Source organism: Lacticaseibacillus parahuelsenbergensis (assembly GCF_030770265.1).
GTDB classification, from domain to species: domain Bacteria; phylum Bacillota; class Bacilli; order Lactobacillales; family Lactobacillaceae; genus Lacticaseibacillus; species Lacticaseibacillus casei.
The window spans coordinates 1,624,772-1,650,648 of record NZ_CP132482.1; the positions used below are offsets into that span (position 1 = coordinate 1,624,772).

A 25,877-nucleotide genomic window follows, 5' to 3' on the forward strand; every position below is an offset into this window, starting at 1 on the left:
CTTATGCGTTAATCGCGTCGATAACGACTTTCGTGTATGGCTGACGATGGCCCTTCTTTTGATGAGAGTGCTTCTTAGGCTTGTACTTGTAAGTAACAACCTTTTTCTCGCGCCCTTGTTTTTCGACCTTGCCAGTCACGGTTGCGCCGGCTACAGTTGGCGTGCCAATCTTGGCATCACCTTCACCAGCAACCATAATCACTTCGTCAAAAGTAACTTGCTTGCCTTCTTCGGCATCAAGTTTTTCAACATAGATGGCTTCACCGACTTCAGCTTTATACTGCTTGCCGCCTGTTTTGATAATTGCGTACACTGTGTGCACCTCCTGTTTTGCCTCTCGGCTTTTCCCCTGAAGACTCGCCAAGTTAGGTGCTTACGCTTAAAACCTAACGATGTGCGGTTGCATAGGAGGGGTGCCAAATACAACGGACTAATATTACCAGACAGCACGCCAAGTTGCAAGCACATCGCCGATAATAGCCGTTTTTTGTCGATCGCTGATGATAACAGCTTTTGATTGTTCCAAACCCGCTACCGTTTTGCAACTCGGCTTGACGTCAATTAAATGGTCAAATTAAATTGCAGACTTAAGACAGTAGCTTTCTTATTGCGGCAAGTGCTGCTGGCGATACAACCAAATGCCGATGATGACTGCTGGCATAAAAAGCGCATATATCAGGGCAAAGAAAGTCAACCAGCCGCCAAATGCTGCATTAATCAGCAGTAAGGCCACATATAAAACACCATCGACAATCCAATTAATCGGTTTTCTGAGTTGGGTGGTTACCGTTATTAGCAATGCAGCGGTAACCAGTAAAATGAAGATGTTCAGCAAAATGATGATCAGTGCCACCCCCTGGATGGAATTATAGCCAAGCCAAACAGTTTCAACAAGGAAACGTTTTAATCTGCGACTTCGAGACAAAGAAAAAGGCCCAGAAAAAATCTGAGCCTGCCCCTGCCAAGGAACCTAATATAGCATAAAAAGTCTTCATGTCACCAGTCCTTTGGCAAAAAAGAAAGCCGCTGGTAGTAAGTCTACCAGCAGCAAGACATTATTTCTTCAGTTGTTGCAACGCTTTTTCAATTGTCTCGCCTTTACCAATGTGCTTAGCATTGTGCGGATCAATCGCGATAAATTCTTGCGTCTTCATGTTCAATTGGATTCGATATCCCATCAGAATCCCTCCATTCTTAAAAAATGTGAATGGCCTTCGGTAGCGATTGAGTGTATGTTACTCACTTATTGTTAGGAAGTCAAGAGCGTGAGCAGGAGCGCTTAGAAATCGGAGTGTAAGTGGCCTCAATCCTAAATGGCTGGTCTTTGGCCATTTAGGATTGAGGTCCTTACACGTAGATTTCTGCGACTGCGAACGCGTTTCAAAGCCGGATTGCCTAACTACGAGTGCTGTAAAGCTGCCAACACGTAACCCCCCGCACCATTAAACACTCTTCGCCCCACCTCACAAAGTCCAAGTTCCTCAACATTCCGTTGACGCCTACCCGCGCTTCTCGTATACTTAATAACGATTTGTGCCAGTAGCTCAGCTGGATAGAGCAACGGTCTTCTAAACCGTTTGTCCCGGGTTCAAATCCCGGCTGGCACACTTAAAGTAAGCAGATTTCCCACTCAAAGTCCGATACCTCGGGCTTTTTGTTTTACCCAAGGTTACTTAAATGCCGCCCTTAAATAGCTTCTGTGCCAGTAGCAACTTCCCTGGAATCCTCACTTTTTAACCGCAACCTGTGATCAACCATTTCGTAAATCTTTACGCCATACGCCTGCGCCAAGGCTTCCTGATAATGATGCGCGACTTCAATGACCGTTGCAGGTAGCGTGTAAATAATGCGATGAATTTTATCAGCATTGGTCTGATCAAGACTTGAGGAAATCTCATCAAGTAAAAAGATGGGACTTTTGCGCAACAGTCCGCGGGCAATCGCAATGCGCTGCGCTTGTCCACCTGATAGATTACTGCCGTTATCAACAATTTTGAAATCAAGCACATGCTCACCCAATTCCTGATCAAGGCCCACCAGCCGCAAAACCGCCAAAACCGTGGCATCATCGTAAGCCTGATATAACGTGATATTATCCCGCAACGTACCATTAAACAACCAGACATTTTGCGACACCAAAACAAACTCACCAGCATGCAGCGGCTGACCGGCAAAACGAATCGCACCTTGAGATGTCACTTGACCGGTGATGGCTTTTAGAAGGGTTGTCTTACCTATTCCAGAAGGACCGGTCACAATGACTTTGCTTCCCGGTTCAAGGCGGATATTGACATCACTCAAAATTAAATGCTGATCGCGCACCACGGTTAGATCGCTGATCTCAAGCTGACCTTCCAGCACTTCAGGCTTTGGCTCCCCATCATCAACCTTGGATATTTCAAATTTACCAGCCGCCGGTAACACGCGCAGCTGACTCGTGCTAACAATTTGGCTTTGCCATTTGCTCAAACTCCGAGCGCCGCCTACAACAGAATCTGCCGTCATTGTCAGTGTCAAAATGACGCTGGTCGTCACACCAAACAATCCTTTGGCCATCAAGAGGAGGCCGATAAAAAGTGGTAGCAAAAACGCCGCAATGGCAAATAGCCAAGACACATATTGGAATAAATATTGGAAGTTATTCATTCGCTCATAGTCGCGTTCTTCTTGGCTCAGGTGCTGCTTAAATCGGGTGAAGAAGACCGGCCAGGCTTTAAAATTAAAGATTTCCATTCGGCCTTGAAAAATGTCTTTCATACTCAAGACCAAACCGGCATTGGTATTAGCCCAAATGTTCGACTTTTTTGCCAGACTCTTTCTGCCAAAGTGACTCGGAAGCAGTGACAATGCAGAAAATAACACATAGACCAAACTTAACACGACATTGGTTTTCAGGATAAAAGCCACAGCGATGATCAAGCCAATCACTTCTTGCAGCATGTTGATAAGTCCGACAAAGTAGGCTTGCTCAATTTGTTTCGCAACGCCGGTCACATCATTGATCGTGTCAGAAACTTCCGTGGCGTCAGTGCCTGCATGCGCGACTGAAGCAGTAAAATACGCGGTTTTGAGTGCCTGATTCAATACCCGGACGGCCCGCTGCTGGGCGCGAAAAAACAGATACAGCGATGTATAGGTAACGAGATAGGCAGCTGCAGCTAATGACACATAACGCACCACAGCGTCGAGATTACTGAAGTCAATATTGACCAGCTGACCGAAAACCACGCCATTTAAAATTGGCTCCAAAGTGCTTGTCAGGCTCAGTAAAAATAGCACCACTATTAAAGTCAGCGGCAACTGTCGAATAACCCAACGTAAATTAATCTGACGTTCCTGATGAACCATCCGCTTCACGTCCTTTTCCCGAGACGGCGCAAACTTATGACGATGTTGTCCTCAACCGTGGACGGTACTTTTTAAAGTCGGAATGGCAATGTTAAAGTACTTTTCGCCAAGTCAACCTGATAATGCGTGGTTTTTGTCGGGCGAATGGTTTGCGCCATATCGGCACCATGGATGATTAAGGCAAGCTGCCGGCCGGTCGGTAAGTGATAGTGCGTCGGTTGCAGATCCAGACTCACTTGAAAAAACTGGCCCGGTGTGATTTGCTGCACTTCGTAGGCGTTTTTAGGATTTTGTAAATTAATATGACCTAACGTTATCAGTTTACTTAGGGTTGGCTTAGCGGCCGGCTTGAATTCGACAATATCGGTTGTTTTAAAATCAAAGCCTAACTGTAAATCATTGGCCGCAACGATGGCTGCGGTTTCGCCAAAACGCTTGGCCTCGCCGAGATCCACGAGCCGAACACTAAGAATGCCGGTCGGTGCATCAACTGCCAACGTCAGCTCAAGATGTGGAATGCCTTCCAGGATTTGATCACGCTCAAGCACTGGTTGGGTCAACCACAACCGGCTGTTAGCGTAAGCACTATTAGGGGTAATGATGGCCTTTTCGAAACTGGCGCTGGTGTCATGTTGCGCCGCAAACGTTGCCGTGGCATGATCGGTAAACTGATCGGTAGCTGCTTCAAAGTCATTCTTCAGGTTGACCTCAGTTGTCACATGTTCCGCTTCCGGATTAGCAAAATCGGTATAGGCTGACCAGGTCTGCGGAGTCACGTTATCTTGCACAATAACATTCGGCAAAACATCTGCAACATCATTGGCTACCCCTAACAGCTCATGTGTCAACCACAAGTTCATCATGTCCAAAAAGTCCAACGAGCGAACATTGTGAACATAAACATGTTGTCCTTGATGTAAAATCAGTTTCTTTTGAATCGGCAAATCTGAGATTGCCTGCCAGAAGCGAATCGCGTTTTTAGGTTTCACATTCCAGTCATTGAGCCCGTGAATCAACACCACGTCGGCTTTGACGTTGGCGGCATTTTTGCGGTAATTACGCGCATCCCACCACGCGGTATAGGCACCCGTCGTCCGATCCTGATCACGGGTAATCGCAGCAAGATGCCGCTCCCAAGCCGACTTGATGCGAATCATATCGCCGCCGGATTTCTGCCGGGAAAACGTATCAACTGCCAAAACATCAGCGTCTTCGCCTTGAAAGCCGCCGGGCGCCACGACCAGCCCATTTTCGCGGTAATAATCATACCAGCTAGAAATGCCGGCATCGGCAATGATGGTTTTCAACCCCTCAACGCCGGTCGTCGCCGCAGCAATGGCCAGCGTGGCTAAGTAGGACTTACCGGTCATCGCAACTTTGCCGGTTGACCACCAAGCTTTAATAGCAACACCTGAAGTACGATTCGTGAACGCCCGGCGCTTACCGGTCAGCCATTCGATCACTGCCACAGCCCCGGCCGTTTCCTCAGGTCCACCAATGGTCCGAAAGCCGTCTGAATACCGCGTCCCGACTCCCGCTGAGTAAACCACAGCAAATCCGCGCGCAAGAAAATAATCATTGAACGCATACATACTATTTTCTTCGGCATAAGCCTGTGCCTCTGTCACCTCGCCAGTAACGACCCGCTTCGGTAAGTCTTCGGTTTGAGCCGGTGTAGCTGTCACTTCCGCCTTCGAGGCCCCATGTGACTTGACTGCCAAAACCGTTTCCGGAACATGCGTCGCAGCCGTCACATCATTGGTCCCATGAAAGTATGGATTCGCGGTAAACAAAACGGGAACCTTCAATCCTTGCTCGGTGGCTTTTGGTCGATAAATCGTCGCTTCTAAAAGATCCCGCTTTCCATCGTGGTCTGAGTCGACATCAGACTCAATCCATACCACCTCACGGATAGCTTGGCGCGCATCGAAAACCTGTTGCACTTTACCATTAAACAATAAAGGTTTCGGTTGGGTTGCCGACGACTGAAAATCTTTGAAAAAGCCACGATTGGCTAAATCATCGAGAAAGTTGACTAAATGTTTGGTTCGCGTCGTCAGCAATAAGTAGCTAGCCTTAAGCAGATCCCTAGTATCAAGCAGATCGTGATCGACACTTGGCAGCTCTGTAGCCGCCATAAAAGCCAACGGATCACTCAGGTCAAAGTCGGTAAAGGCTTCGAACCCCAGCAGTTGCAAAGCTACATTATAAAAGTCGCGCCGGGTCATCTGCGTGGGCCCCGATGCCAACCATTCAGCCAGATTCTGTCGCGAATTAACTGCAATCTGAGCAAATTTATCTTGTTTTGCAGCGAGCTGATATGCCTCTGGAAAAAAGGCCGCGTACAAGGCTGCCGCAGTATTGGCAAAATGGCCTTGGGGATCTGCCGGCAAGCCGATGCGAGCAAGTTCCGTTAATTGTTGGCTAAATTCAGGGGTTAATCGAGCGAATTGGTTTAATTTCATGAGCAGTGCCGTCCTTTATGAGAGAAATGTGATAAATTCAGTGTAGCCATCTCATTTAGCGTTTTCAACTATTAACCCGCATAAACGCACCTACGATGGCGGTGAGCTTTTCATAAGCACCGTTAACGCAAAAAGACTTCAGACGCCATCACGCCTGAAGTCTTTTTAAATTACTGAATGCTTGACTGTTTTTACCAGTTAGTCAAGGAAAAAGTTAACAACAGCTTTTGGGTGGCTGGAATTAATACAATTCCAGGTATTGTTGCCGTTCCCATTCGGAAACCTGCTGGCGGTATGCGGACCATTCGAGGTTCTTCGAATCCATAAAGCTTTGATACAAATGTTCACCAAGGGCAGCCTTGACCACGTCATCAGCCGCCAATGCCTTCAACGCATTGTGCAAGGTTGATGGGAGGTCTTGAATATGATTTGCTTTGCGTTCGTCGTCTTGCATCCGATAAATGTTACGATCTACCGCTTCTTCCGGCTTCAACTGGTTTTTGACGCCATCAAGGCCGGCCTGAAGGATTGCAGCAATGGCTAAGTAAGGATTGGCAGTCGGATCAACCGAACGTAACTCTAAGCGGGTGGATAATCCTCGTGACTGTGGTACCCGAATCAGTGGTGAGCGGTTTTTGCCTGACCAAGCCACATAAACCGGAGCTTCAAATCCCGGTACGAGTCGTTTGTACGAGTTAACGGTCGGGTTGTTAACCGCGGTCAACGCGTAAGCATGGCGCAAAACGCCGGCAAGGAAATGCATCGCCGTTTCACTCAACTGATCGTCGGTATTTGGATCATAGAAAGCATTGCCTTTGTCGTGGAAAAGGCTCATGTTGATGTGCATGCCGCTACCGTTGATGCCGTGAAGTGGTTTAGGCATGAATGTCGCGTATAAGCCATGTTTGCGGGCAATGGTTTTGACCACAAGTTTGAAGGTTTGAATGTTATCGGCAGCGTCTAACGCATCGGCATATTTGAAGTCAATTTCATGCTGGCCCGGTGCCACTTCATGGTGGGAAGCTTCGACTTCAAAGCCCATCTTTTCCAACTCAAGGACAATATCACGCCGACAATTTTCGCCCATATCAAGCGGCGCAAAATCGAAGTAAGAACCATGATCGTTCAGCTTCGTTGTCGGATTGCCATTTTCGTCCAGTTTAAACAAGAAGAATTCCGGTTCAGGGCCGATATTGAAAGCTGTGAAGCCAGCTTCTTTCATTTCATTCACGACACGGATCAGATTGTTACGCGGATCGCCGCCAAAAGGTGTGCCGTCTGGACGATGAACTGAGCAGATCAGCCGGGCAATCTTACCGTGATCATTCTCCCACGGGAACAATAGCCAAGTGTTAAGATCCGGATAGAGCAGCATATCGCTTTCTTCGATTCGAACAAAACCGTCAATCGACGAACCATCGAAGGTAATCTTATTATTCAGCACCTTTTCCAATTGGGAAATCGGCACCTCGACGTTCTTAATGATCCCGTTAATGTCGGTAAACATCAGGCGCAAGAATAAGACGTTCTCATCCTTAACTGTCTGGCGAATCTCATCAGCGGTAATTGCTTTTCTTGCCATATACGTGAACTCCTATCTTTAGTGTGATTGTCGGAAGCCGATGGTGGGACCCGGATCCGGGCTTTGATTGAGTCGACTCTGATTCAGCAGTTCGTCGCGCAACACTTTGCGAACTTCGGCATCACTATCCTCGCGATGACGTGGATGCTTCAACCGCTTGACGTCAGCCAGCGTGAAACCATCGGCCATCTGACTGCGGATTTCCAGTAGTTCATCAACGTCATTAAGCGAATAAGTTCGGTGATTGCCGGCATTGCGCTCGGGCTTGACCAACCCCTGGGCTTCATAGTAACGAATCTGGCGGGCAGTCAAGTCTGTTAACAACATAACTGTACCAATCGGCAAAACCGATCGCGTTCTCAGATCAGCGATCTCAGCCATAGGCATCCTCCTTTACAACGATGTCAGCTTATCAAACCAGATAAACGGTGTCAACGCAACATGTAAGGTTTTCTGACATTTACCGTAAAAAATGAAAAAATTTTATTTTTACGGTCAACTTGTTATAGACCAATATGTTGAGCTAATTATTCAAAAAAGAAGCGTCTTTTGCTAAGTCAACTTGCCATTCTTGTCCATATTATCCGAGCAATCCGAAACCTTACTGCGAGCCAGATTTTTTCTAGGTATTTTCGGCTATGAAACGTATGATAACAGTAACTAGGTTTCCGAAAGGACGTTGTCGTCATGACCTTACATTTACACGTTGGGTACACCCCGACCATGAAATCTGTCAACTTACCTACCGACTGGCTGCCACTTGATGATTACCCTTTGGCAGCTTTCAATGCAGTGGTGGTGCATGCGGCCGATCAAAATGTCTTTGACCAACTTGTTGTCAGTGAACTGCCTTTGCCGGTCTTTGTCATTGGCCACCGCCAAAATGATTCAACCGGCCAGCTGGACGTGACTGAAGCACCGCGACTTGATGCTAATTTGCTCACTCAAATCACCGCGGCAGCGACACATTACGAAAAGACGATGATTCCCGCCTTTCTAAATGATCTACTGAATTTTGCACAGGCAAACCCGACAAGTTTTGCCACTCCCGGTCACCACAGCGGCCAGTATGATAGGTTGGCCCCCGCCGGTTATCTACTTTATCAAGCTTATGGGGACACTTTTTTTGCCAGCGATACCAGCGATGTGGTCACTTCACTGGGGGACATGTTGACACATGGCGGCAGCCCGCTGGCAGCTGAACAAGCCACGGCGCGGTTATACCACGCTGATGAAACTTATTTTGTCACCAATGGCACGACTGGCTCCAACAACATTGTGGCTAGTGCGTTGTTGACGCCAGGTGATCTGGTCTTGTTTGACCGCAATAATCACAAATCATTTTATAATGCTGCGCTGGTGCAAAATGGGGCGCGCCCGGTTTACCTTGACACCCTCCGTACCCAACGCGGATTAATCGGTCCACTCGACCTTACTGATATCAGCGCTAACCGGCTACGCCAACTGGTTGCGGCCATTGATCCGCAAAAAGCCAAAGAGCGCCATCCGTTTAGACTGACCATTCTTGAGCTGGAAACCTTCGATGGAATTGTTCCTAATGTCCGCCAGTTACTTGATCTTTTTGGCCCATTGACGGATTACATCGCCTTTGACGCTGCTTGGGGCGGCTATGAGCCGTTCATTCCGGCCATGAAGCCGATGGATCCTTTGCAGGTGCCATTAGGTCCGGATGATCCGGGCATTATTGTCACCCAAAGCGTTCACAAGCAACAATCCGGCTTCGGCCAAGCGTCTCAGATTCATAAAAAAGATGCGCACATCAAAGGACAGCCACGCTATGTCACCCATGAGCAATTCAACCATGCTTACCTAAAACACGTCACCACTAGCTATTCTTACCCACTTTATGCATCGTTGGTCGCTAATACTGCGATCAATCAAGGCCGCCGCGGTCAAAAAATCTGGGCGGACGCTCTTCAGGCAGCACTCGCCTTTCGTCGCTCGTTAAGTGATTCTCGCTTGTTTTTGGCCTATCAAAATCCAACGTTAACCGCAATTACCCCGCAAAAGGCAACGACTTCTGCAGAAGCCTGGGCAATGGTGCCTAACGCTAAGTGGCATCAGCTCCTGCACTTAAAGCCGAACCAAGCGTTTCTTGACCCTGGCAAAGTCACGGTGCTGTTACCGGAAACGGCAACATTTGGCGTTAGCGGCTGGTTGGTCGATCGCTACTTGCTTGATCACGGAATTGTCCCGGAAAAAGCCGATTTGAACAGCTTGCTATTTTTGGTGACGCCGGGTTCTGCTAAAGCCGACTGGCAGCACCTTCGCCGAGTTTTGCAACAATTCGAAAAAGATTACTTTGCCAACAAAACCGTTACCGAAACATTGCCAAAATTAGTTGCTGAAACCGGCGAGGCGTACAAGGATCTGACCTTACGCGAACTGGGCCAGCAAATGTCCGATTTTTTCCGCGAAGCTAAATTAGCCCAGCAGCAACAGTTGCTTTTCACAAATACGAACAACATACCGACTGCTATGACCCCACAAACGGCCGATCGCTGTTTTGTCCGTGGACAATTTGACACCGTGCCACTGCAGGCTGCGGAAGGCCGAATCGCCGTTGCTGGGGCATTACCGTATCCTCCTGGCATTTTCGTCGTCGTGCCGGGCGAACGCTGGCGAGCTGTGGCCATTCACTATTTTGAAACCCTATTTGCCGGCATCCGTCGTTTTCCCGGATTCACGCCAGAGATTCAGGGCATTGTGACCGGTGCGGACGGTGAACCTTACGTGCAGGTCGTCGCTGAGAAATAGCGATTTTTGGAATTTTTCAGACTTTACATTTTTCACGAGCAAATCAAAAAAGCGCCAGTGCACTGCCTGTTTGCAGTGACGCTGGCGCTTTTTGACATACAAATCGTTTATTTAGCTTGATCAAAAAAAGTCGATTGTGCCGCCCCCATAGTTGCCAATTTAATATGCGCGTAAGTCAAACCGCCTTGCAAATAAAGCGTGTATGGCGGACGCAACGGACCATCCCCGGAAAATTCAACTGTCGAACCGGCTACAAACGTCCCACCGGCCATAATGACCTCGTCTTCGTAACCAGCCATTTTCTCCGGAATCGGCGTCACAAAGCTATCAACGGGCGAATTGGCTTGTATTGCCTTGGCAAACTTAACCATGTCAGCTTGATTACCGAAATTAACCGTTTGAATCAGGTCCGTCCGCGGCGCATCCCAGGTTGGTGATACATCTAAGCCTAACTTTGCAAATAAGGCTGCTTCAAAGATGGCGCCTTTAATCGCATTACCGGTTGTTTGCGGTGAAATGAAGAAACCTTGATACATATCAGCCAGCGCACCGACAGTCGCCCCCTCGGCACCACCAAGACCAGGAACTGTAAAGCGATAGCTGATGCGCTCAATTAAATCCTTCTTGCCGACAATATACCCACCGGTTTTGGCCATGCCGCCCCCAGCATTTTTAAACAGCGACCCCGCCATGACATCGGCGCCTACTTCAAGTGGTTCGGTTGTTTCGGAAAATTCGCCATAAGCATTGTCGACAAAAATCCAGACATTTGGCAAAACGCTGCGAACAACTTTGATCATTGCGGCAATCTGATCAACCGTAAACGAATCGCGCGTTGCATACCCACGCGAACGCTGAATCGCAACCACTTTGGTTTTAGCGGTCAGCCGTGCCTTAACCGCGTCATTGTCGACTGCCCCATTTGGCAAAAGATCGACATAATCGACGCCAATGCCATATTCTTTAGGACTACCAATGCCGTTGCCAGCAAGTCCCAACACCTCTTGCAACGTATCATACGGCTTTCCGGTGATGTACAAAATCTCATCCCCCGGGCGGACAAGCCCAAGCAATGCAACCCCGATGGCGTGGGTGCCGGAGACAAATTGCGGCCGCACAAGCGCATCTTCACCGCCTAAAACGTCAGCATAGATGGCCTCAAGCACATCGCGGCCCTCATCGTTATGGCCATAACCGGTTGATCCGGTTAAATAGCTTTCGGCAACATGGTGTTTCTGAAAGCTCGTTAAAACTTTATCTTGGTTCTCCAAAATTCGTTCATCAATCGCAGCCAATTGTGGTGCGATTTGGGTATCGACTTCCCTGACCATTTTTAATAAGGCGGGATCAAATTTATCTGTCCAACTCATCTTTTTCTCCTTTAACCGGTTGCTTCAGCCATCGCCGCACTAACGCAACCACTGCCTGCTTTTCTTCCGGATGAGCAACCAAATCAAACCAGTGTGTCGGCATTTGGTTGCGAAAATACGTCAGCTGCCGTTTGGCAAAGTGGCGTGAATGCTGCTTGATGAGTGCCACACAGTCAGCCAAATCAGCTTGACCTTTAAAATATGGAACCAGTTCTTTATAGCCAATGGCCTGCATTGCCTGAGCATCAGGCGGAACGGTTTTTAACAAATTGGCGACTTCTGCTTCCAGTCCCTCAACCATCATGGCATCCACCCGCGCATTGATTCGCTCGTATAAAACCGCGCGGTCCGTGGTCAAGCCGATAACCAATGTTTCATAAAGCGGTTGGGGCTGAGGCTGTTCGGAAAACCGCCTGCCAGTCAATTCAATGACTTCCAGTGCGCGAATCACCCGGCGCGTATTAGCAGGTTCAATCTGCTTGGCCGCGACCGGATCACGCTGTACCAACTGCGTCCATAACCATGACGCACCATGCTCGGCTAATACCTTTTGCCATCGCTGACGGACACTTTTTGGCGGCGCTTTACCACCCAGCGGCAGATTCAGGCGTAAACTATTCAAATAAAAACCGGTCCCGCCAACTAAAATCGGCAGATGATGCCGTTCACTGACCATCGTGATGGCATTTTCGGCGGCTTCTTTAAACTTAGCAACCGTGTAAGGCATCGTTGGCTCAACGATATCCAGTAAATGATGCGGGACGCCAGCCATCTCGTCAGGCATGACTTTGGCGGTACCGATATTCATATGACGATAAATTTGATACGCATCACCATTGATGACTTCGCCTTGAAGCTGCTGGGCCAAGTAAATGCCAAGATCACTTTTACCCACTGCTGTTGGTCCCACAATCATGACGATGCGGTTTACCGGTTTATCCATTTCATTAAGCTCCATCAATATAGTATAATAAATTCAGTATCACAGATCACCAATCAGGGGGGATTCTCATGAAACATAAATTTGCACGCGGCTTTTTCGTTGGCACGTTGATGACGCTTGGCGCCATTGCCGGCAGTGTTTTCGCCTTCAAGAAAAACTATGTCGAACCTGTTGAAACCAAGGCCGATGAAATCAATGAAAATCGGCGCAAAGCTAATCGCAAACGCTTCTCAGCCCATCAAGGCTAAGCAAATAAGCATCGCTTAACAAAAAAGCAATCGACCAGTGCGATTGCTTTTTTTGCTGCCTATGTACGGCTCAATAATTAGTCGGGCTTTTTTTGATTTTGCCTGACCAGTTATCGTAACCGCCTTTTAACCAGCTGATCTTCTCAAAGCCATTCTTGCGCAAGCGCCGTGCTGCCCGCAACGAAAGGACGCCGGTTTTGTCATAGAGATAGACCGGCAAATCTTTACGCATCTCGCCTAACCGCTCACGCAGCTGCGTATACGGAAGGTCACGCGCACCAAGAATATGGCCTGCTTTGAATTCGTTGCGTTCCCGTAAGTCGATAATCTGGGCTTTGCGCATCGTGTGCTCAAATTCTTCAGGTGAAATTTCGCCACCGATGGCCTTGAATTTCGACTTTTGATAATAGCTCCACAACCAGCTGAAGCCCCAGTAAATTAAAAATAATCCAACAAAGATTAACAGATAAGTTAACACTTACACGACTCTCCTTTTTCCCTTACTTCAGCGCCAAGCTTGCGGCCCCAATGACGCCAGCTGTATTGCCCAACGTTGCCAACCGCAATCGGGTGGTTTCACGAACATTCGGGAACGTATTTTCTTTGAAATACTTATCGACGCGTTTAAGCAAAAAGTCGCCCGCTGCCGACACACCGCCACCGATGACGATGAATTTCGGATTCAATAAATTACCAACGTTCGCTAAGGCCAAACCAAGATAGAAGCAAACCCGGTCCACAATCATCAAAGCCAGGCGATCGCCGTCTTTTGCCAAATCGAAAACGATTTTGCTAGAAATCTCGTCCCCATCGTCCAGCGTTTGCTTCAACTTTGAGTCGCCGGCAAATTCTTCTGCCATGTCCCGAGCAACCCGCACCACGCCGGTCGCACTAGCTACTGTTTCGAGGCAGCCGCGCTTGCCACAGGTACATAGATACCCGTTAACCGGATCGACGGTGACATGTCCTAACTCACCGGCAGAACCGGCAACGCCATGTAACAGCTCGCCATCTGCAATAATGCCCCCACCAACGCCCGTACCGAGCGTCACGAAGGTCACATCCGGATCATTTTCACCGGCGCCTTTCCAGCGTTCGCCCAATGCCGCAACATTGGCGTCATTATCAATGTTGAAAGGAATCTTGGTGCCGGATTCGATCACTTTTTTGGCTTGCTGTAATGTTTTCCAGTTCAAATTATATGCGCCAATAACGGTGCCAGCTTTGATATCAACAGAACCCGGAGACCCCATGCCGATGCCGGCAAAATCGGCTGGCGACATGTTGTAAAGTTTTAGGTGTTCGTTAATTGACGTCACAATATCCGGCAAAATATGGCTGCCTTCATCCAGAATGTTGGTGTCGATACTCCAGCGCTGCTGAATATCGCCCGCCTGCGTTAAAATAGCAAATTTAATGGTTGTACCGCCTAAGTCAACCCCGATTAATTTTTGATTATTCATTTTGATCATTCCTCCGTTGGTTCGAATGCAAAGGTAAATCGTGATTCAAGGGATCTTGCTCTTCTTGTTCATGGGCATGCCGCAAAACAACTTTCGCATTCAGATAAACCTTATCGTCAATCAATTTTGCCTGATGCAAACGGTCTAATTCTAGTGCTGCCAGCTCAATATCCCACACCCGTTTACCGACATGGATAAAAGTGCCAAAGCTCTTTAATAATTGCAAAACATCATAATAAGTTTTCATACGATTCCGCGCTGAATTCCAAATAAAATCAAAGCAACCAGTCCAAAGATCAAGGTGACTGCCGAAGCGACGCGCCGAACAGTCCCCATACGACCAAGTGCCGGGGCTCCCAACATGCCGGCCGCTAAGAAACCGCCTAGCACACCGCCAATGTGTCCATAAATATCAACGCCGCTAGAGAAAAGGTTAAATGCCAAGTTCAAGACAACCAACAACAAAAATTGACGCGACAATTGCCGAATGACGGGGTTATAGCGGTAGGTATCCCCCAACATCAAGCAAGCTCCTAACAACCCAAAAATCGCGGTGCTGGCTCCTGCTGCCAACGTGTTGGGACTGAAAGCAAAACTTGCCACGTTGCCGGCAAAACCGGAAATGAAATATAGCAGGAAGAACCGCCAATGACCAAATAAACGTTCCGTCATTTCGCCTAAAAAATATAACGAAAAGCCATTCATCAAGATGTGCGTTAAGCCAATATGAACAAATACCGGGGTGATCAGGCGCCACCATTGTCCGTATAAAATAAGCGGATTAGCTCGGGCACCATAAGCAATCAGCACTTCAGTATTGGTGCTGCCACCGGAAAGTGTCTCTAGAATGAACACCAAAATCGTGACGGCCAGAATGCCGTTGGTCACATAGGCTGAATTTTGAAAACGTGAGCGCCAATTTGCGTAGTTCATTGAAATCCTTTCTAACTTGACTGTCCAAGCAGCAAGTGCGTGTATAACCGTCGCCAAGCGGCAATCTCGCTAAAAAAACAACAGGTGACCCTGTTGTTTTCCCATTGCCACCAGTGCCAATCAATCACTTGACGGCCATGTTCTTGTAGTAGTTTAGCATTTTTTGCACACGCTGCCAACAAAACAACGTTAACCATTGACGGTCTTTTGATGAATGGAATAGCCCTTGTCTTCTTTGATGTCATTCATCTTGTAGAAGTCGCTAAACATTTCCTTGGCAATTTGCAGCTGATAAGGCGTCGTCGTTTCAGCTTTCAGGTTGGGAATAATAACCGCGATCGCAATTTTGGGATTTTTCGCGGGCGCATACCCAACAAAACTTTCCGTAATGGTCTCAGTCAACGCCGACCCTTTTGATTGACGAGTAAAGCCTTGCGCAGTCCCGGTTTTCCCAGCGACCCCAGGATTCAGACTATTCAGAGACGTCGCCGTCGTCCACCCGTTCGTACCATGGACAACCTGCCACATGCCCTGCTTAACCAGATCGATTTGCGCTTGCGTATTCTCGATTTTAGACGTCACAGATGGCTGAGTGGTGCTTAAAGTCGGTCCTTTACTGCCATCGCTCAAGGTCTGACTAATACTATTGACCAGATAAGGGCGCATCCGGTAGCCATTATTAGCAATCGCACTGATGTATTGCAGCATCTGAATCAAGGTGTAGTTATCGTAGTTCCCGTAAGCCAAGTCCAGCGCTGACCCCACGAGTAGGTTACCTGACGTGTCATGCGTCTTACCTTCTAGCCCGGCAATTTCACCAGGTAAGTCAATGCCGGTCTTAATCCCTAAACCGAACTGATTGAAGTAGCCGCGCATCTTGCTGAAAATGTTGTTGTCTAGTTTTAGATAATTATTTGGCGAGTAAGCGTAATGGCCTTCCTTCATCGCCAGCCACATCATGTAAATGTTACTGGACACTTCCAGCGCTGAAGCAGCATCCAGCGAGCTGAACGTACCGACAGGGTAAACGGATTTTTTAACTGGTGTACCCGGCAAATAAATCGGCGTGTCTGCCTGGGTATTGTGATCAACCGTAATAACTCCGTCTTGAAGTGCACCGAGAACCGTTGCCCCTTTGACCGCAGACCCGACAACAAAGGCACGATTGATAACCCCAAGCGCATCGTCTTCGACTTTATGGGTCTGCGTATCCTGATGTTGCCCGGCCATGGCCAGAATCCGCCCGGTATTTGGATCCATTGCCACGGCATATGCACCATCCGATAAACTGCCGGCACCGGCCGAGCGAACCGAACTAAAGGTGTCATCCAACGCCTTTTCGACTTTCTTTTGGTATTCCGAATCAATGGTCAGATTCAGATTGGCACCTTGCTGTCCTTTGAATTTAGAAACCGACTGGACAATTTGGTTATTATTGCCGATTTCAACCTGGGTCTGACTCTTTGATCCCTTTAAAACATTCTCGTACGCTTTTTCCAAGTAACTGGTGCCGACACGGTCATTGCGCGCATACCCATTCGCCAAGTATGCGTTCAATTCATCCGCAGGCAGCCCGCTTTTTTCGTTGGAAACGCGGCCGATGATCGAGGTCATCGACTCGCCATTAGGGTATGAGCGTTCCCAATCAGTACCAAGGTTAACGCCTGGCATCTGTGTCAGCCGCTCACCGACAACCGCGACTTCGTGGGCAGTGACATTTTGATTTTTCAAATAAACCGTGGATAACTGCGTAGCACCATTCATGATTTTATAAAGCCCGGCTGCCTCTTTTTGAATAGGCGTCAACGTCGGCATATGTTGGCGAACATAGGCAACTTGATATTTGTACAATTTATCCGAATCCGCTGACGGCAAATCCTGAATCTTCTTAGGCAGTTTTTTGGTGATTCTTTTTGACACCTTGGTCTGGGCCAGGTAATAGTCAATATAATCACGTTTGGTCAGATTCTCAGCCGGCTTATCAATCAACCTTGCCAGCTGATTGGCAATGTCATACATCTGTTGAGATTTGGTCCCGACACTCTTGGTATAGGTAATCGCATTGTTGGCCTTGTTAGTGACAAGCGCGCGTCCCTTACTGTCATAAATCAACCCACGCGGTACATTGCCGGTGACCGTTGTTTTGTTCGTCCGATCGACTTCGGCAGCCAATCGGGGACCATTTAGAATCTGCAAATAAGCTAGCTGGGCAACCAGTGCCGCTAACAAAAGAAACGCAATGAAAAACAATAAATTTAAGCGAAACGGAATGTGACTTTTATTTCGTTTCGGCTGCGGTGTACGAATGTACTTCACCCTAAATGCTCCTTTGAAATCTCTATCTTTTAAAGTGTAGCAAAGAACCCGGCAAAACGCTATGTGTCTTATGATATGCTTGAAATAGCGATGCCGGACGAAAATAAGCCGGAATTAATTTTAATTTAGAAGTTGGTGGGTACCTGTGCGACGACGATGGTTAAAAAACAATCCGCTGATCCTTAGTTTTTTACTGCCGGGACTGTTAGTCGGTTTTTACTTTGCTATTCGCGGCGTTTTCCCGTTTGGTTCCAGCAGCGTGCTCACGGTTGATCTGGGCCAACAGTATATTGACTTTTTTGCCTATCTTCGCCAAACTCTGCTCGGCCACCCGGGACAGCTTTTTTATGCCTTCAATAAAGGATTAGGCGGCGACATGTTTGGCGTCTTTGCATATTATTTACTGAGTCCGTTTAATTTGTTGGTAATTCTTTTCCCCGCTGACATGCTGGATGTTGCTGCTTTTTTGATCATGATTCTAAAAATCAGCACGGCCGGATTAACCATGGGGTGGTATGCCAAACACCACGGAATTAACGGGCTGATGATTTCCGCTTTTGGATTGGCATATGCGCTTAGCGGTTGGCTGTTGGCAAACAGTTTCAACTTGATGTGGCTAGATGCAGCGATTTTGCTGCCGCTGATCGTTCAAAGTGCGGAGGCGTTGTTCACCAAAGGCCGGAACATTGCCTATATCGGCTGGCTGGCAGCTGCCCTAATCATTAACTTTTACACAGGCTATATGATCGCTTTGTTTCTGGTATTATACGCCGCTTATTGGCTCGGTGCCCATGCCAAGTCTTGGCGGCACGCCTGGCGCATCGGCCTGCGCTTTATAGGCGCCAGCTTACTGGCAGCTATGTGCAGCGCCGTGGTACTCCTTCCAACCTGGTTTCAACTTGCCCAATCCAAAGCAACTTATACGGTCAAAACGTTCCAGTGGCGCTTTGAGTATGCCCCGGATCGCTTGTTAAGCAAGCTGATCCCGGGCAGTTTCAACTTTGATCAAATGCCTTCAGGGTTCCCGAATATTTACGTCGGCGCCTTAGGATTTGTTCTAGCAGTCCTTTTCTTCTTATCCAGACAGCAGTCATGGCGGCAGAAAATTGCGGCTGCCTTGGTGACCGGTTTCTTGCTACTTTCCTGCATGTTCGAACCGCTGGATTTATTGTGGCATGGTTTTCAATTTCCGGTTTGGTATCCGTATCGTTTTACATTTGTCTTGTGCTTCTGGTTCCTGAGTTTAGGTATTAGTAGTCTGGCAAAGATAGAAACAGGATTATCGCTTCAAAAGCTCGTCATTTTACTCATCGTATTCGGGCTGATTTATGGTGATGTCGCACTTAATCTGAAACACTTCAGCTTTTTGACTTTCGGTAATCTCGTGTTTGGTATCGGTTCGCTGTTACTAGTGCTCGTGTGGCTCAGTCTGGACCAGCACCGACCGTTATGGTTTGGGTTTGCCATTGTTTTGGTCGACATGAGCGGCAGCATGATTCTGACACTGAATCAGCTGGCTTACCTCGACCACCGTGATTACCACGATTATACCGCGGCGCTCGTCCAAGATGCCAACGCCGTTAAGAAAGAAGATCACGGATTCTTTCGCATTGGCAAAACTACAATTCGGACGCGTAACGATCCGATGACTGGCAACTATCGCGGGGCTGACCAATTTAACTCGCTGCTTGAGCCTGCTTTGCCGAAGTTCTTTGGACAAATTGGCCAACCCGAAGACGATGGCTCGGTTGCATACACCAATGGCACGTTAATCACGGATAGCCTGCTGGGGATGAAGTATTTTTTGACGCCGACTCATGCGCTGTCTTCTCTCCCTGATGCCGGGCAACGACCTGATTTAAAGTGGTATCGGCAAGTGAACCAAGTCGGCCCCTGGAAAATTCTGCGGTCGCCATTCGCTCAACAAATCGGCTTTGCGGCCAGCACCGATTTACTGAAACAGCAACTTTATAGTGATACACCTGTCGCCAATCAATCGTTTATTCTCCAGGCCGCACTGGGAAAAGACACCGATCCTTATTTTAGGGCGTTGCCACTCCCCGAGCCGTCGCTTTCCGGCGTCCGCCGCACGACATCAAATGGCACGTCGACATTTACCAAGATTGGCAAAGGCCGCCATACTGTGACTTATCGTTTCAAACCGCAAGCGGGAAAATGCTACGTTCTGACGCTTGGCAGTCATTTTGCCAATCACCTAGTGAGCCTCAAGCAAAATGGGAAAATCGTGGCGCTACCTGACAGTTTTAACGACACCATCACAGTGAATGTCACACCTAAGAAGGGTCTCCAGGAGCAATCATTAACTTTTCAGCTCAATAAAAAGGAAGCGTGGTTTGACAATGTTGGTCTGTATCAAGCTGATGTCGGTACTATCCAACACGATCTCAAACAGTTACAAGCTGGCGGTTGGCGGGTTAAACACGCCACTGACACAACCATTGCGGCTGATGTCACCATTCGCAGACCAAACCAAATGTTACAAACAACGATCCCAACGGCACCAGGCTGGCACGTCCGCGTTAACGGCCGTCCGGTTTCCGTCAAAACCAGTCTTGGCATTTTCATGGCCATTCCGCTTAAGCCCGGGCATTATCGCATCACCATGCGCTACACGCCGCCATTATTGGGCTGGGGCAGCCTGATAACGGTTATCGGCTTGCTTCTGACGACAAGGTGGTGGTTTGTCACAACTCGGCACCAGCCCTATCGGAAATCATGATCTGAAAAGCAAAAAATCCTTACGCAACAGCCAACCGCGCCCAAGGATTTTTTGCGTGCAGATTAATCATACATGAAGTATGACTACAATCTGCCTTATTCTTCTTTAAATTCGTACTTAGGTTCATCCAGATGGGCGTCATAATCAACCGTCATCGCAAGGTTTTCAAAGAACCATGCATCGGTCGGATTGACGAAATAGGTCACGCCGTCTTTTTCGACTGACATAATTGGATGCTCTGGATGATCATCCCTTGTCATCCCCACGCTAAAACCATCATGAACCTGGGTCTTCCCATAAGCTTTCCCGAAGAAGCGAATACCGGCACCTTGATCCGGTAAATTCAATTCACGGTGAAACCATTGACTTGCTTTATCAGTGATCGCGAGTTGCAACCCCATCATCTCCTTGATCATTTTTGACCAGACCATGCTTTAGCGCATAAATCGCTGCCTGGGTCCGATCCTCGACATCCAACTTGGCTAATATGTTTGAGACGTGCGTTTTAACCGTTTTTAATGTAATAAATAATGCTGTGGCAATCTCCTGATTCGACTTGCCTTGCGCAATCAACTGCAAAACTTCGCGTTCGCGGTTGGTCAGTTCGTCATACTGTGGTTGCGGATGATTCATGCGATTCATCATCTTGGTGGTCACTTGCGGCTCAAGTACGCGTTCGCCCTTGGCAGTCTGGCGGATGGCTTTGGCAATTTCTTCCGCTGTGGCGGTTTTCAGAATATAACTCGCCGCCCCTGCCTCCATGGCTGGATACACTTTGGCATCATCGATGAAACTGGTCAAAATGATAATCCGCGCTTGTGGCCATGCTTTCAGAATCTCCTTAGTGGCTGTGATACCATCTTTAACGGGCATGACCAGATCCATCAAGATAATATCAGGCCGATCCTTCAGCGCCATATCGACGCCTTCCTGCCCGTTTTCGGCTTGATCGACCACCTCTAAGTCAGGCTGAACGCCAATATACGTCGCCAGTCCCAATCGAACCATTTCGTGATCATCAACGATCAATACTTTAATCATGCGCAACATCCTTTGATAACGGTACTCTGACTTCAACACTGGTTCCTTGACCGACTACGCTCACAACCTTGGCTGTTCCGCCCATGGCCGCCGCGCGTTCCTTGATATTGGCAAGACCATAGTTACCGTTGCCACTAGTTTCTTTTGGATCAAACCCAACACCATCATCCACCATACGCAAAATAACCATATCTTGCAACCGCTTCAGATAAACTTCGAGGCTATCGGCCTTGGCATGGCGTAATGTATTGCTAAGTAACTCCTGAACGATCCGGAAAAGATTATCTTCAGTCGCCGCATTTAACTTAATGTCATCCAATTGCCATGTGATTTTGATTGTAATCTTGGTTTGCAATTCTTTCAACAACTGAATGATTCCCTGCTTTAGCGACTTGCCTTCAAGGTTGGTCGGACGCAGATGCAATAGCAACGCCCGCATTTCCGCCTGGGCTTCATTGATCACTTTTTGAATCGTATCCAACTGCTTCTGCAAAGCCTCCTGCTTAGGATCGCGTTCTGCGACACTCCGCAGTGCGGACAACATCATCATCGCCGCAAATAACTGCTGGGAAACGGAATCATGCAGTTCGCGAGCTAACCGATGCCGTTCACCGGTTAGAATGGCCTCACGGGTTTCGCCGGAAAAGCGGACAGGCGTATTACTATAACGTTCAATCTCACGTTGTAAGCGTATCATTTTTTGCCGTAACGCTTCAAGCAAGTCAGCTGGCTGTTGGCCTAATGCAGCAACTGCTTGCTGGGAGCGATTAAAAATCGGGGCCTGATATTGTCCAGCATTTAATTGCGCTAGGCGACTATCCAGTTGATTGCGCATCACCCGTTGCCGCCATAACACGATCACGGTGGCGCCTGAGCTTATCAGTAATGCCCCGATGAAAAGGTAAACAAATAGCGGCGCCGAAAGTACGTTCGCCAACAACAGTTGCAGGAAATCATGACGAGTCACTTTTGCCAGCATAAACACCAAACAGGCCTCGACCAAAATCGTCCAGACCAGCAGGATCATAAAAAAGCCGACTAACATCCGTCTTCTCATACTGCCAGCACCTCCAAGTCGCCCACCACCACATTCGTGATAATGTGGATTCGGCGCGGTGCATCATCGTAATCCTGCGAATAAGCGGTCACACTTTGGCTATGCAGCATCGAATCGGAATCTTCAAAATGCAGCCGCCCATAAAACGTCGCATGTTCTACAGCAACGCCAACACCCACGGGAACCAAAATTCTGGTTTTACCAAAGCCTTTGCGAATCATAATCACGCTATCGCCTTTGGGTAAAAAAGTGTCGCCCAGGTCAATGATGGTATCGCCGGCCGGCACCACCATGTTGATGTCATCCCAATCGTAACTGGGTGCAATCGTTTGCCGCCCCGCCCAGGAATGAATGGTTCGCCGTCCAGCTTTTTTGCCTGGGGCCTCCGTGACCGGCGCAACGTACTGTTTATGATTCCAAACAGAAAAGCCTGCTTTTGGCTTGGTCAGAATCATCATCAAAAAGATCCCGGCCACCATCAATATGAGCCAAATCGCGGGATTAATGAAAATACCTAGTACCATTAAAACACCGCCAAACGTGACACTAAAAGTCCGCAGCCGGTGCCAGTGCATGCCTAAGAAAAGAAACAGAAAGCCAATCAGGATCGTTGCCAACGCCATGGGATTCGTAATGATCTGGAATCCTAGCCAGAGTAAGAGCGCAAATTCAATCCCCAAAAACAGTTGCCAGCGGCGCATTTGCGATCCCTCCTTTTAATCAAACTAGTGAATTTATCTGGCAGTGAGGCATCACCAAATTCGTAGCCCACTACCATATCCTTGATTTATTATAACGAATCAAAGGCTCGCTAGCTTAGGGCGTAAGGCTGATATTCACCTGCAAGTGATATTTGCTCATAAGAAAAGCCAGCAAGCACATCCTCGTCGTCGGAGATGTGCTTGCCGGCTAGCTTTTATAAAATGAGATTAGCCTTCAACTTTTGTAATCGTCACGGTCATTTCGCCGCCTGGGGTGTTAATGGTAACTTTGTCGCCAACTTTACGACCAATAAGGCCTTGGGCAATCGGGCTTTCATTACTGATCTTGCCATTGAAAGCATCGGCTTCCGCTGCCCCGACAATTTCGTATGTTTCCTCGTCGCCGTCTTCTTCAAAGGTCACTTTTTTACCAATGGAGACTTCGTTTTTGGCAACGGCCTTGGCATCAATGATCTCGGCGTAACGCAGCATTGTTTGAATCGTCACGATCCGATTTTCAAGTGTGGATTGCTCATCCTTGGCTGCTTCGTACTCTGAGTTTTCGGACAAATCGCCGAACCCCCGAGCTACCTTGATGCGCTCAATGACTTCTGGGCGCTTCTTGGTTTTAAGCTCTTCAAGCTCGTTTTCAAGTTTCTTTTTACCTTCTGCTGTCATCGGATAGCTTTTGTCTGCCATAAAATACTTACCTCACTTCTTATTTTCCTTAGTCACTTTATTAATCCGGGAGCCATTTGTCAATGGCTACTCTTGTAAACCGCGTTCCGCTAGAATGGCTTTGATCTTGGTCACCAGTAAATCAATGGCGACCTGATTCTGACCGCCTTCCGGAACGATCAGATCCGCATAGCGTTTCGTTGGTTCAACAAATTGATGATACATCGGTTTTACGGTTTTTAAATATTGATTAATAATTGAATCTAGTGTCCGCCCGCGCGAAATCATGTCGCGCCGGATCCGACGAATGACACGAATATCGTCATCTGTATCGACAAATACCTTAATGTCCATCATGTTACGTAACGACTCATCATCAAGAATCAGAATCCCTTCAAGAATGATCACATCTTTAGGCTCAAGGTGCACCGTTTTATCCGAACGATTATGAATCGTGTAATCATAAACGGGCTGGTCAACCGCGTGGCGATGGGTCAACTCATCCAGGTGATGCTTCAGTAGCGGAGTGTCAAACGCCAACGGATGATCATAATTGATTTTCTTCCGCTCAGAGAACGGTTTGTCGCTTTTCTTATAATACGCATCCTGTGCCAGCAAGAGCAAAGAATGCCCGGAAAAGTGATCGAAAATCGCCCGACTGACGCTGGTCTTGCCACTGGCAGAACCACCGGTCACACCGATCACAATGGGTTTCTTTTGCTGCATCTGCTGGCCTTCTTTCAATTTAAATCGTTGACAGAAAAAACTGCGCACAACAGCCTTGGAAAAGATGTCCAGCATTCAAGCATCATTTCCAAGGCCGTTTTTCTTTAATTGAGTCACTAAACTTTCGCCACTGATTCTAACACGATAGAACTGCTCCGTCTTGCCTGTCAAGATCAATCCATAAGTAAATCATGCTACTAAAGTCGTGGATAAGGGGCGCTAGGGCCAACATATAAATTACTTATTGACTGATGAGTTATCGCTGGCAAACTTAGCCGTGTTCTCGTCGTGTTGTTCACGCGTGGTGGCATACAGCACTTCGCCGGTCTTCAGGTTGGCAACAAAGTACAGATAATGCTTGCTGCGGTCGTTTGGACTCAACACCGCGGTGATACTTTGCTCACTTGGCGAATCAAATGGACCCGGCCCGTAACCGGTGTGCACATATAGGTTATACGGCGAATCAACACTGGTATCTTTATTGGTCAAATGGGTTTTATGTGTGTTTAAAGCATACATAACCGAAATATCGGATTGCAATGGCATATCCGCATCAATTCGGTTCAAGAAGACCCCGGCAATTGTCCGGCGATCTTCCTGGGTCACCCCTTCACGCTCAACCAGCGAAGCCAAGGTCATGACTTCCTGAACCGTATAACCTTGCTTCTTGATGCTCTTATAGTAACTTTGCATGACGCTGTCGGTTTTGGCTAACATCGCTTCAACCAGATCTTCTACCGTCTCGCCAGCGCTCACACTATAAGTGGCTGGGAAAAGATAACCTTCCAAGCGGTAGCGAACGCCTTGAGCCGAAGCAGCAGAACTCAGAAGCTGCGGGTATTTCTTGGCCATTTTAGCAAAGAATGTCTGATTTTTCATGAGCGCCATGAACTTCTTGCTTGTCAAATTCTGATTTGACTTACCCAGCTTATTCACGGATGTTGCGATTTGCTCGATTGTCGCGCCTTCTTTAACTAGCAGCTGTCCGGCCGCGGTGGCTGCTGTGCCGCCAGCCCGCAACTTTTGGATCACCTGATTCATCGAATCACGTTGTGTCAACTGATAACTGCCGGCCTGAAAGTCAGCAATGTTGTGAAACTTGACATAATAATTGAACACCATGGCACTTTTGATCACGTGCTTGGCTTCCAATTTGGCGGCAATTTGTTTGGTGGATGAACCTGCAGGCACCGTTACATTGACAGAAGTCTGACCATTCGGATTCACCGGCTGAAGTGCCGAGTGGACGTACCGATACCCCATCAGGCCAACAATCACCAGCACCGCAAACAAGATACCCAGAACCCACGCGACAATCTTGTGCGACGCCTTTTTTTCATCGGCGCGCAACCGCCGTTTGTCCTCTACATGTCGGGATCGCCTATCCAAAAAAGATGCCTCCTTTTTACATACTATTGTTTATCGCGGATTAAACTAAATGTGCCTGTAATCCAAACTGGCAGCATACAGCCGCTTATGTAACAGAAC

Annotated in this window: 24 protein-coding genes, 1 tRNA gene and 1 other annotated feature; of the genes, 4 read left to right on the plus strand and 21 right to left on the minus strand. The window is 47.9% G+C overall.

The window, feature by feature from the left end; genetic code table 11:
- Window position 1: 1 nt before the first annotated feature.
- The 3 genes from rplU to LACPH_RS07645 all read right to left on the minus strand — a co-directional run bounded on the left by rplU (window position 2) and on the right by LACPH_RS07645 (window position 1,178).
- Window positions 2–313: a 50S ribosomal protein L21 gene (gene rplU, locus LACPH_RS07635; protein ID WP_005684402.1), complete on the minus strand. Its 312-nt coding sequence runs from the start codon at window positions 311–313 to the stop codon at window positions 2–4.
- 30 nt (window positions 314–343) lie between these two features.
- Window positions 344–412: a sequence feature (ribosomal protein L21 leader region), on the minus strand.
- Window positions 413–604: 192 nt separating this feature from the next.
- Window positions 605–844 (minus strand): hypothetical protein, encoded by a 240-nt coding sequence (locus LACPH_RS07640; RefSeq protein WP_306387689.1) that lies wholly within the window; start codon window positions 842–844, stop codon window positions 605–607.
- A 211-nt stretch (window positions 845–1,055) separates the two neighbouring features.
- Window positions 1,056–1,178, minus strand: coding sequence for a hypothetical protein (locus LACPH_RS07645; RefSeq protein WP_010487969.1), 123 nt, complete (start codon window positions 1,176–1,178; stop codon window positions 1,056–1,058).
- 355 nt (window positions 1,179–1,533) lie between these two features.
- On the opposite strand from LACPH_RS07645, the gene LACPH_RS07650 reads away from it, so the two are divergent.
- Window positions 1,534–1,607, plus strand: a tRNA-Arg gene (locus tag LACPH_RS07650).
- Window positions 1,608–1,686: 79 nt separating this feature from the next.
- On the opposite strand, the gene LACPH_RS07655 is transcribed toward LACPH_RS07650, so the two are convergent.
- From LACPH_RS07655 to LACPH_RS07670, 4 genes are all read right to left on the minus strand, one after another.
- On the minus strand, window positions 1,687–3,348 hold the full coding sequence (locus tag LACPH_RS07655) for an ATP-binding cassette domain-containing protein (protein WP_306387690.1): 1,662 nt from the start codon (window positions 3,346–3,348) through the stop codon (window positions 1,687–1,689).
- A 71-nt stretch (window positions 3,349–3,419) separates the two neighbouring features.
- Entirely contained in the window at window positions 3,420–5,813 is a 2,394-nt protein-coding gene (locus LACPH_RS07660; RefSeq protein ID WP_306386540.1) for a Xaa-Pro dipeptidyl-peptidase, read from the minus strand.
- A gap of 241 nt (window positions 5,814–6,054) precedes the next feature.
- Complete coding sequence (gene glnA, locus LACPH_RS07665) at window positions 6,055–7,395, minus strand: type I glutamate--ammonia ligase (RefSeq protein ID WP_010487966.1); 1,341 nt, start codon at window positions 7,393–7,395, stop codon at window positions 6,055–6,057.
- An 18-nt stretch (window positions 7,396–7,413) separates the two neighbouring features.
- Window positions 7,414–7,776, minus strand: a complete 363-nt coding sequence (locus LACPH_RS07670; protein ID WP_010487965.1) for a MerR family transcriptional regulator — start codon at window positions 7,774–7,776, stop codon at window positions 7,414–7,416.
- A 306-nt stretch (window positions 7,777–8,082) separates the two neighbouring features.
- Between LACPH_RS07670 and LACPH_RS07675 the strand changes: the two genes are divergently transcribed.
- Entirely contained in the window at window positions 8,083–10,173 is a 2,091-nt protein-coding gene (locus LACPH_RS07675) for an Orn/Lys/Arg family decarboxylase (protein WP_306386541.1), read from the plus strand.
- 107 nt (window positions 10,174–10,280) lie between these two features.
- Here LACPH_RS07675 and LACPH_RS07680 read toward each other — a convergent pair whose 3' ends face one another.
- Together LACPH_RS07680 and miaA are read right to left on the minus strand one after the other, a co-directional pair.
- Window positions 10,281–11,543, minus strand: a complete 1,263-nt coding sequence (locus LACPH_RS07680) for a methionine gamma-lyase family protein (protein WP_025013682.1) — start codon at window positions 11,541–11,543, stop codon at window positions 10,281–10,283.
- Window positions 11,527–12,486: a tRNA (adenosine(37)-N6)-dimethylallyltransferase MiaA gene (miaA, locus tag LACPH_RS07685; protein ID WP_306386542.1), complete on the minus strand. Its 960-nt coding sequence runs from the start codon at window positions 12,484–12,486 to the stop codon at window positions 11,527–11,529. The genes LACPH_RS07680 and miaA overlap by 17 nt, the downstream gene beginning before the upstream one ends.
- Before the next feature lie 68 nt (window positions 12,487–12,554).
- Between miaA and LACPH_RS07690 the strand changes: the two genes are divergently transcribed.
- On the plus strand, window positions 12,555–12,734 hold the full coding sequence (locus LACPH_RS07690; protein WP_010487958.1) for a DUF3042 family protein: 180 nt from the start codon (window positions 12,555–12,557) through the stop codon (window positions 12,732–12,734).
- Between the two features lie 70 nt (window positions 12,735–12,804).
- Here the strand turns inward: LACPH_RS07690 and LACPH_RS07695 are convergent, their stop codons facing one another.
- The 5 genes from LACPH_RS07695 to LACPH_RS07715 form a co-directional block, all read right to left on the minus strand.
- Complete coding sequence (locus LACPH_RS07695; RefSeq protein ID WP_010487956.1) at window positions 12,805–13,212, minus strand: rhodanese-like domain-containing protein; 408 nt, start codon at window positions 13,210–13,212, stop codon at window positions 12,805–12,807.
- 22 nt (window positions 13,213–13,234) lie between these two features.
- Window positions 13,235–14,197 carry an ROK family glucokinase gene (locus LACPH_RS07700; RefSeq protein ID WP_010487954.1) on the minus strand — a complete coding sequence of 321 codons (963 nt, stop codon included), beginning with the start codon at window positions 14,195–14,197 and terminating at the stop codon, window positions 13,235–13,237.
- Complete coding sequence (locus LACPH_RS07705; RefSeq protein WP_049169498.1) at window positions 14,190–14,444, minus strand: YqgQ family protein; 255 nt, start codon at window positions 14,442–14,444, stop codon at window positions 14,190–14,192. The genes LACPH_RS07700 and LACPH_RS07705 overlap by 8 nt, the downstream gene beginning before the upstream one ends.
- Window positions 14,441–15,130 carry a rhomboid family intramembrane serine protease gene (locus tag LACPH_RS07710; protein WP_306386543.1) on the minus strand — a complete coding sequence of 230 codons (690 nt, stop codon included), beginning with the start codon at window positions 15,128–15,130 and terminating at the stop codon, window positions 14,441–14,443. The genes LACPH_RS07705 and LACPH_RS07710 overlap by 4 nt, the downstream gene beginning before the upstream one ends.
- Window positions 15,131–15,319: 189 nt before the next feature.
- Entirely contained in the window at window positions 15,320–17,446 is a 2,127-nt protein-coding gene (locus LACPH_RS07715; protein ID WP_306386544.1) for a peptidoglycan D,D-transpeptidase FtsI family protein, read from the minus strand.
- 145 nt (window positions 17,447–17,591) lie between these two features.
- Here LACPH_RS07715 and LACPH_RS07720 point away from each other — a divergent pair, with 145 nt between their 5' ends.
- Complete coding sequence (locus LACPH_RS07720) at window positions 17,592–20,186, plus strand: YfhO family protein (RefSeq protein WP_306386545.1); 2,595 nt, start codon at window positions 17,592–17,594, stop codon at window positions 20,184–20,186.
- 95 nt (window positions 20,187–20,281) lie between these two features.
- Here the strand turns inward: LACPH_RS07720 and LACPH_RS07725 are convergent, their stop codons facing one another.
- From LACPH_RS07725 to mltG, 7 genes are all read right to left on the minus strand, one after another.
- Window positions 20,282–20,581 carry a HesB/YadR/YfhF family protein gene (locus tag LACPH_RS07725; RefSeq protein WP_010487945.1) on the minus strand — a complete coding sequence of 100 codons (300 nt, stop codon included), beginning with the start codon at window positions 20,579–20,581 and terminating at the stop codon, window positions 20,282–20,284.
- The gene (locus LACPH_RS07730) at window positions 20,562–21,227 is read right to left on the minus strand and encodes a response regulator (protein WP_039639112.1); all 666 of its coding nucleotides are present in this window, start codon (window positions 21,225–21,227) and stop codon (window positions 20,562–20,564) included. The genes LACPH_RS07725 and LACPH_RS07730 overlap by 20 nt, the downstream gene beginning before the upstream one ends.
- Complete coding sequence (locus LACPH_RS07735; protein WP_306386546.1) at window positions 21,220–22,284, minus strand: sensor histidine kinase; 1,065 nt, start codon at window positions 22,282–22,284, stop codon at window positions 21,220–21,222. Before LACPH_RS07735 ends, LACPH_RS07730 begins: the two co-directional genes overlap by 8 nt.
- Entirely contained in the window at window positions 22,281–22,985 is a 705-nt protein-coding gene (gene liaF, locus LACPH_RS07740) for a cell wall-active antibiotics response protein LiaF (RefSeq protein WP_306386547.1), read from the minus strand. Before liaF ends, LACPH_RS07735 begins: the two co-directional genes overlap by 4 nt.
- 228 nt (window positions 22,986–23,213) lie before the next feature.
- The gene (greA, locus tag LACPH_RS07745) at window positions 23,214–23,684 is read right to left on the minus strand and encodes a transcription elongation factor GreA (protein WP_010487938.1); all 471 of its coding nucleotides are present in this window, start codon (window positions 23,682–23,684) and stop codon (window positions 23,214–23,216) included.
- Window positions 23,685–23,750: 66 nt separating this feature from the next.
- Window positions 23,751–24,389, minus strand: coding sequence for a uridine kinase (gene udk, locus LACPH_RS07750; protein ID WP_306387691.1), 639 nt, complete (start codon window positions 24,387–24,389; stop codon window positions 23,751–23,753).
- 237 nt (window positions 24,390–24,626) lie between these two features.
- Entirely contained in the window at window positions 24,627–25,778 is a 1,152-nt protein-coding gene (gene mltG / locus LACPH_RS07755) for an endolytic transglycosylase MltG (protein WP_306386548.1), read from the minus strand.
- Between the last annotated feature and the right edge of the window lie 99 nt (window positions 25,779–25,877).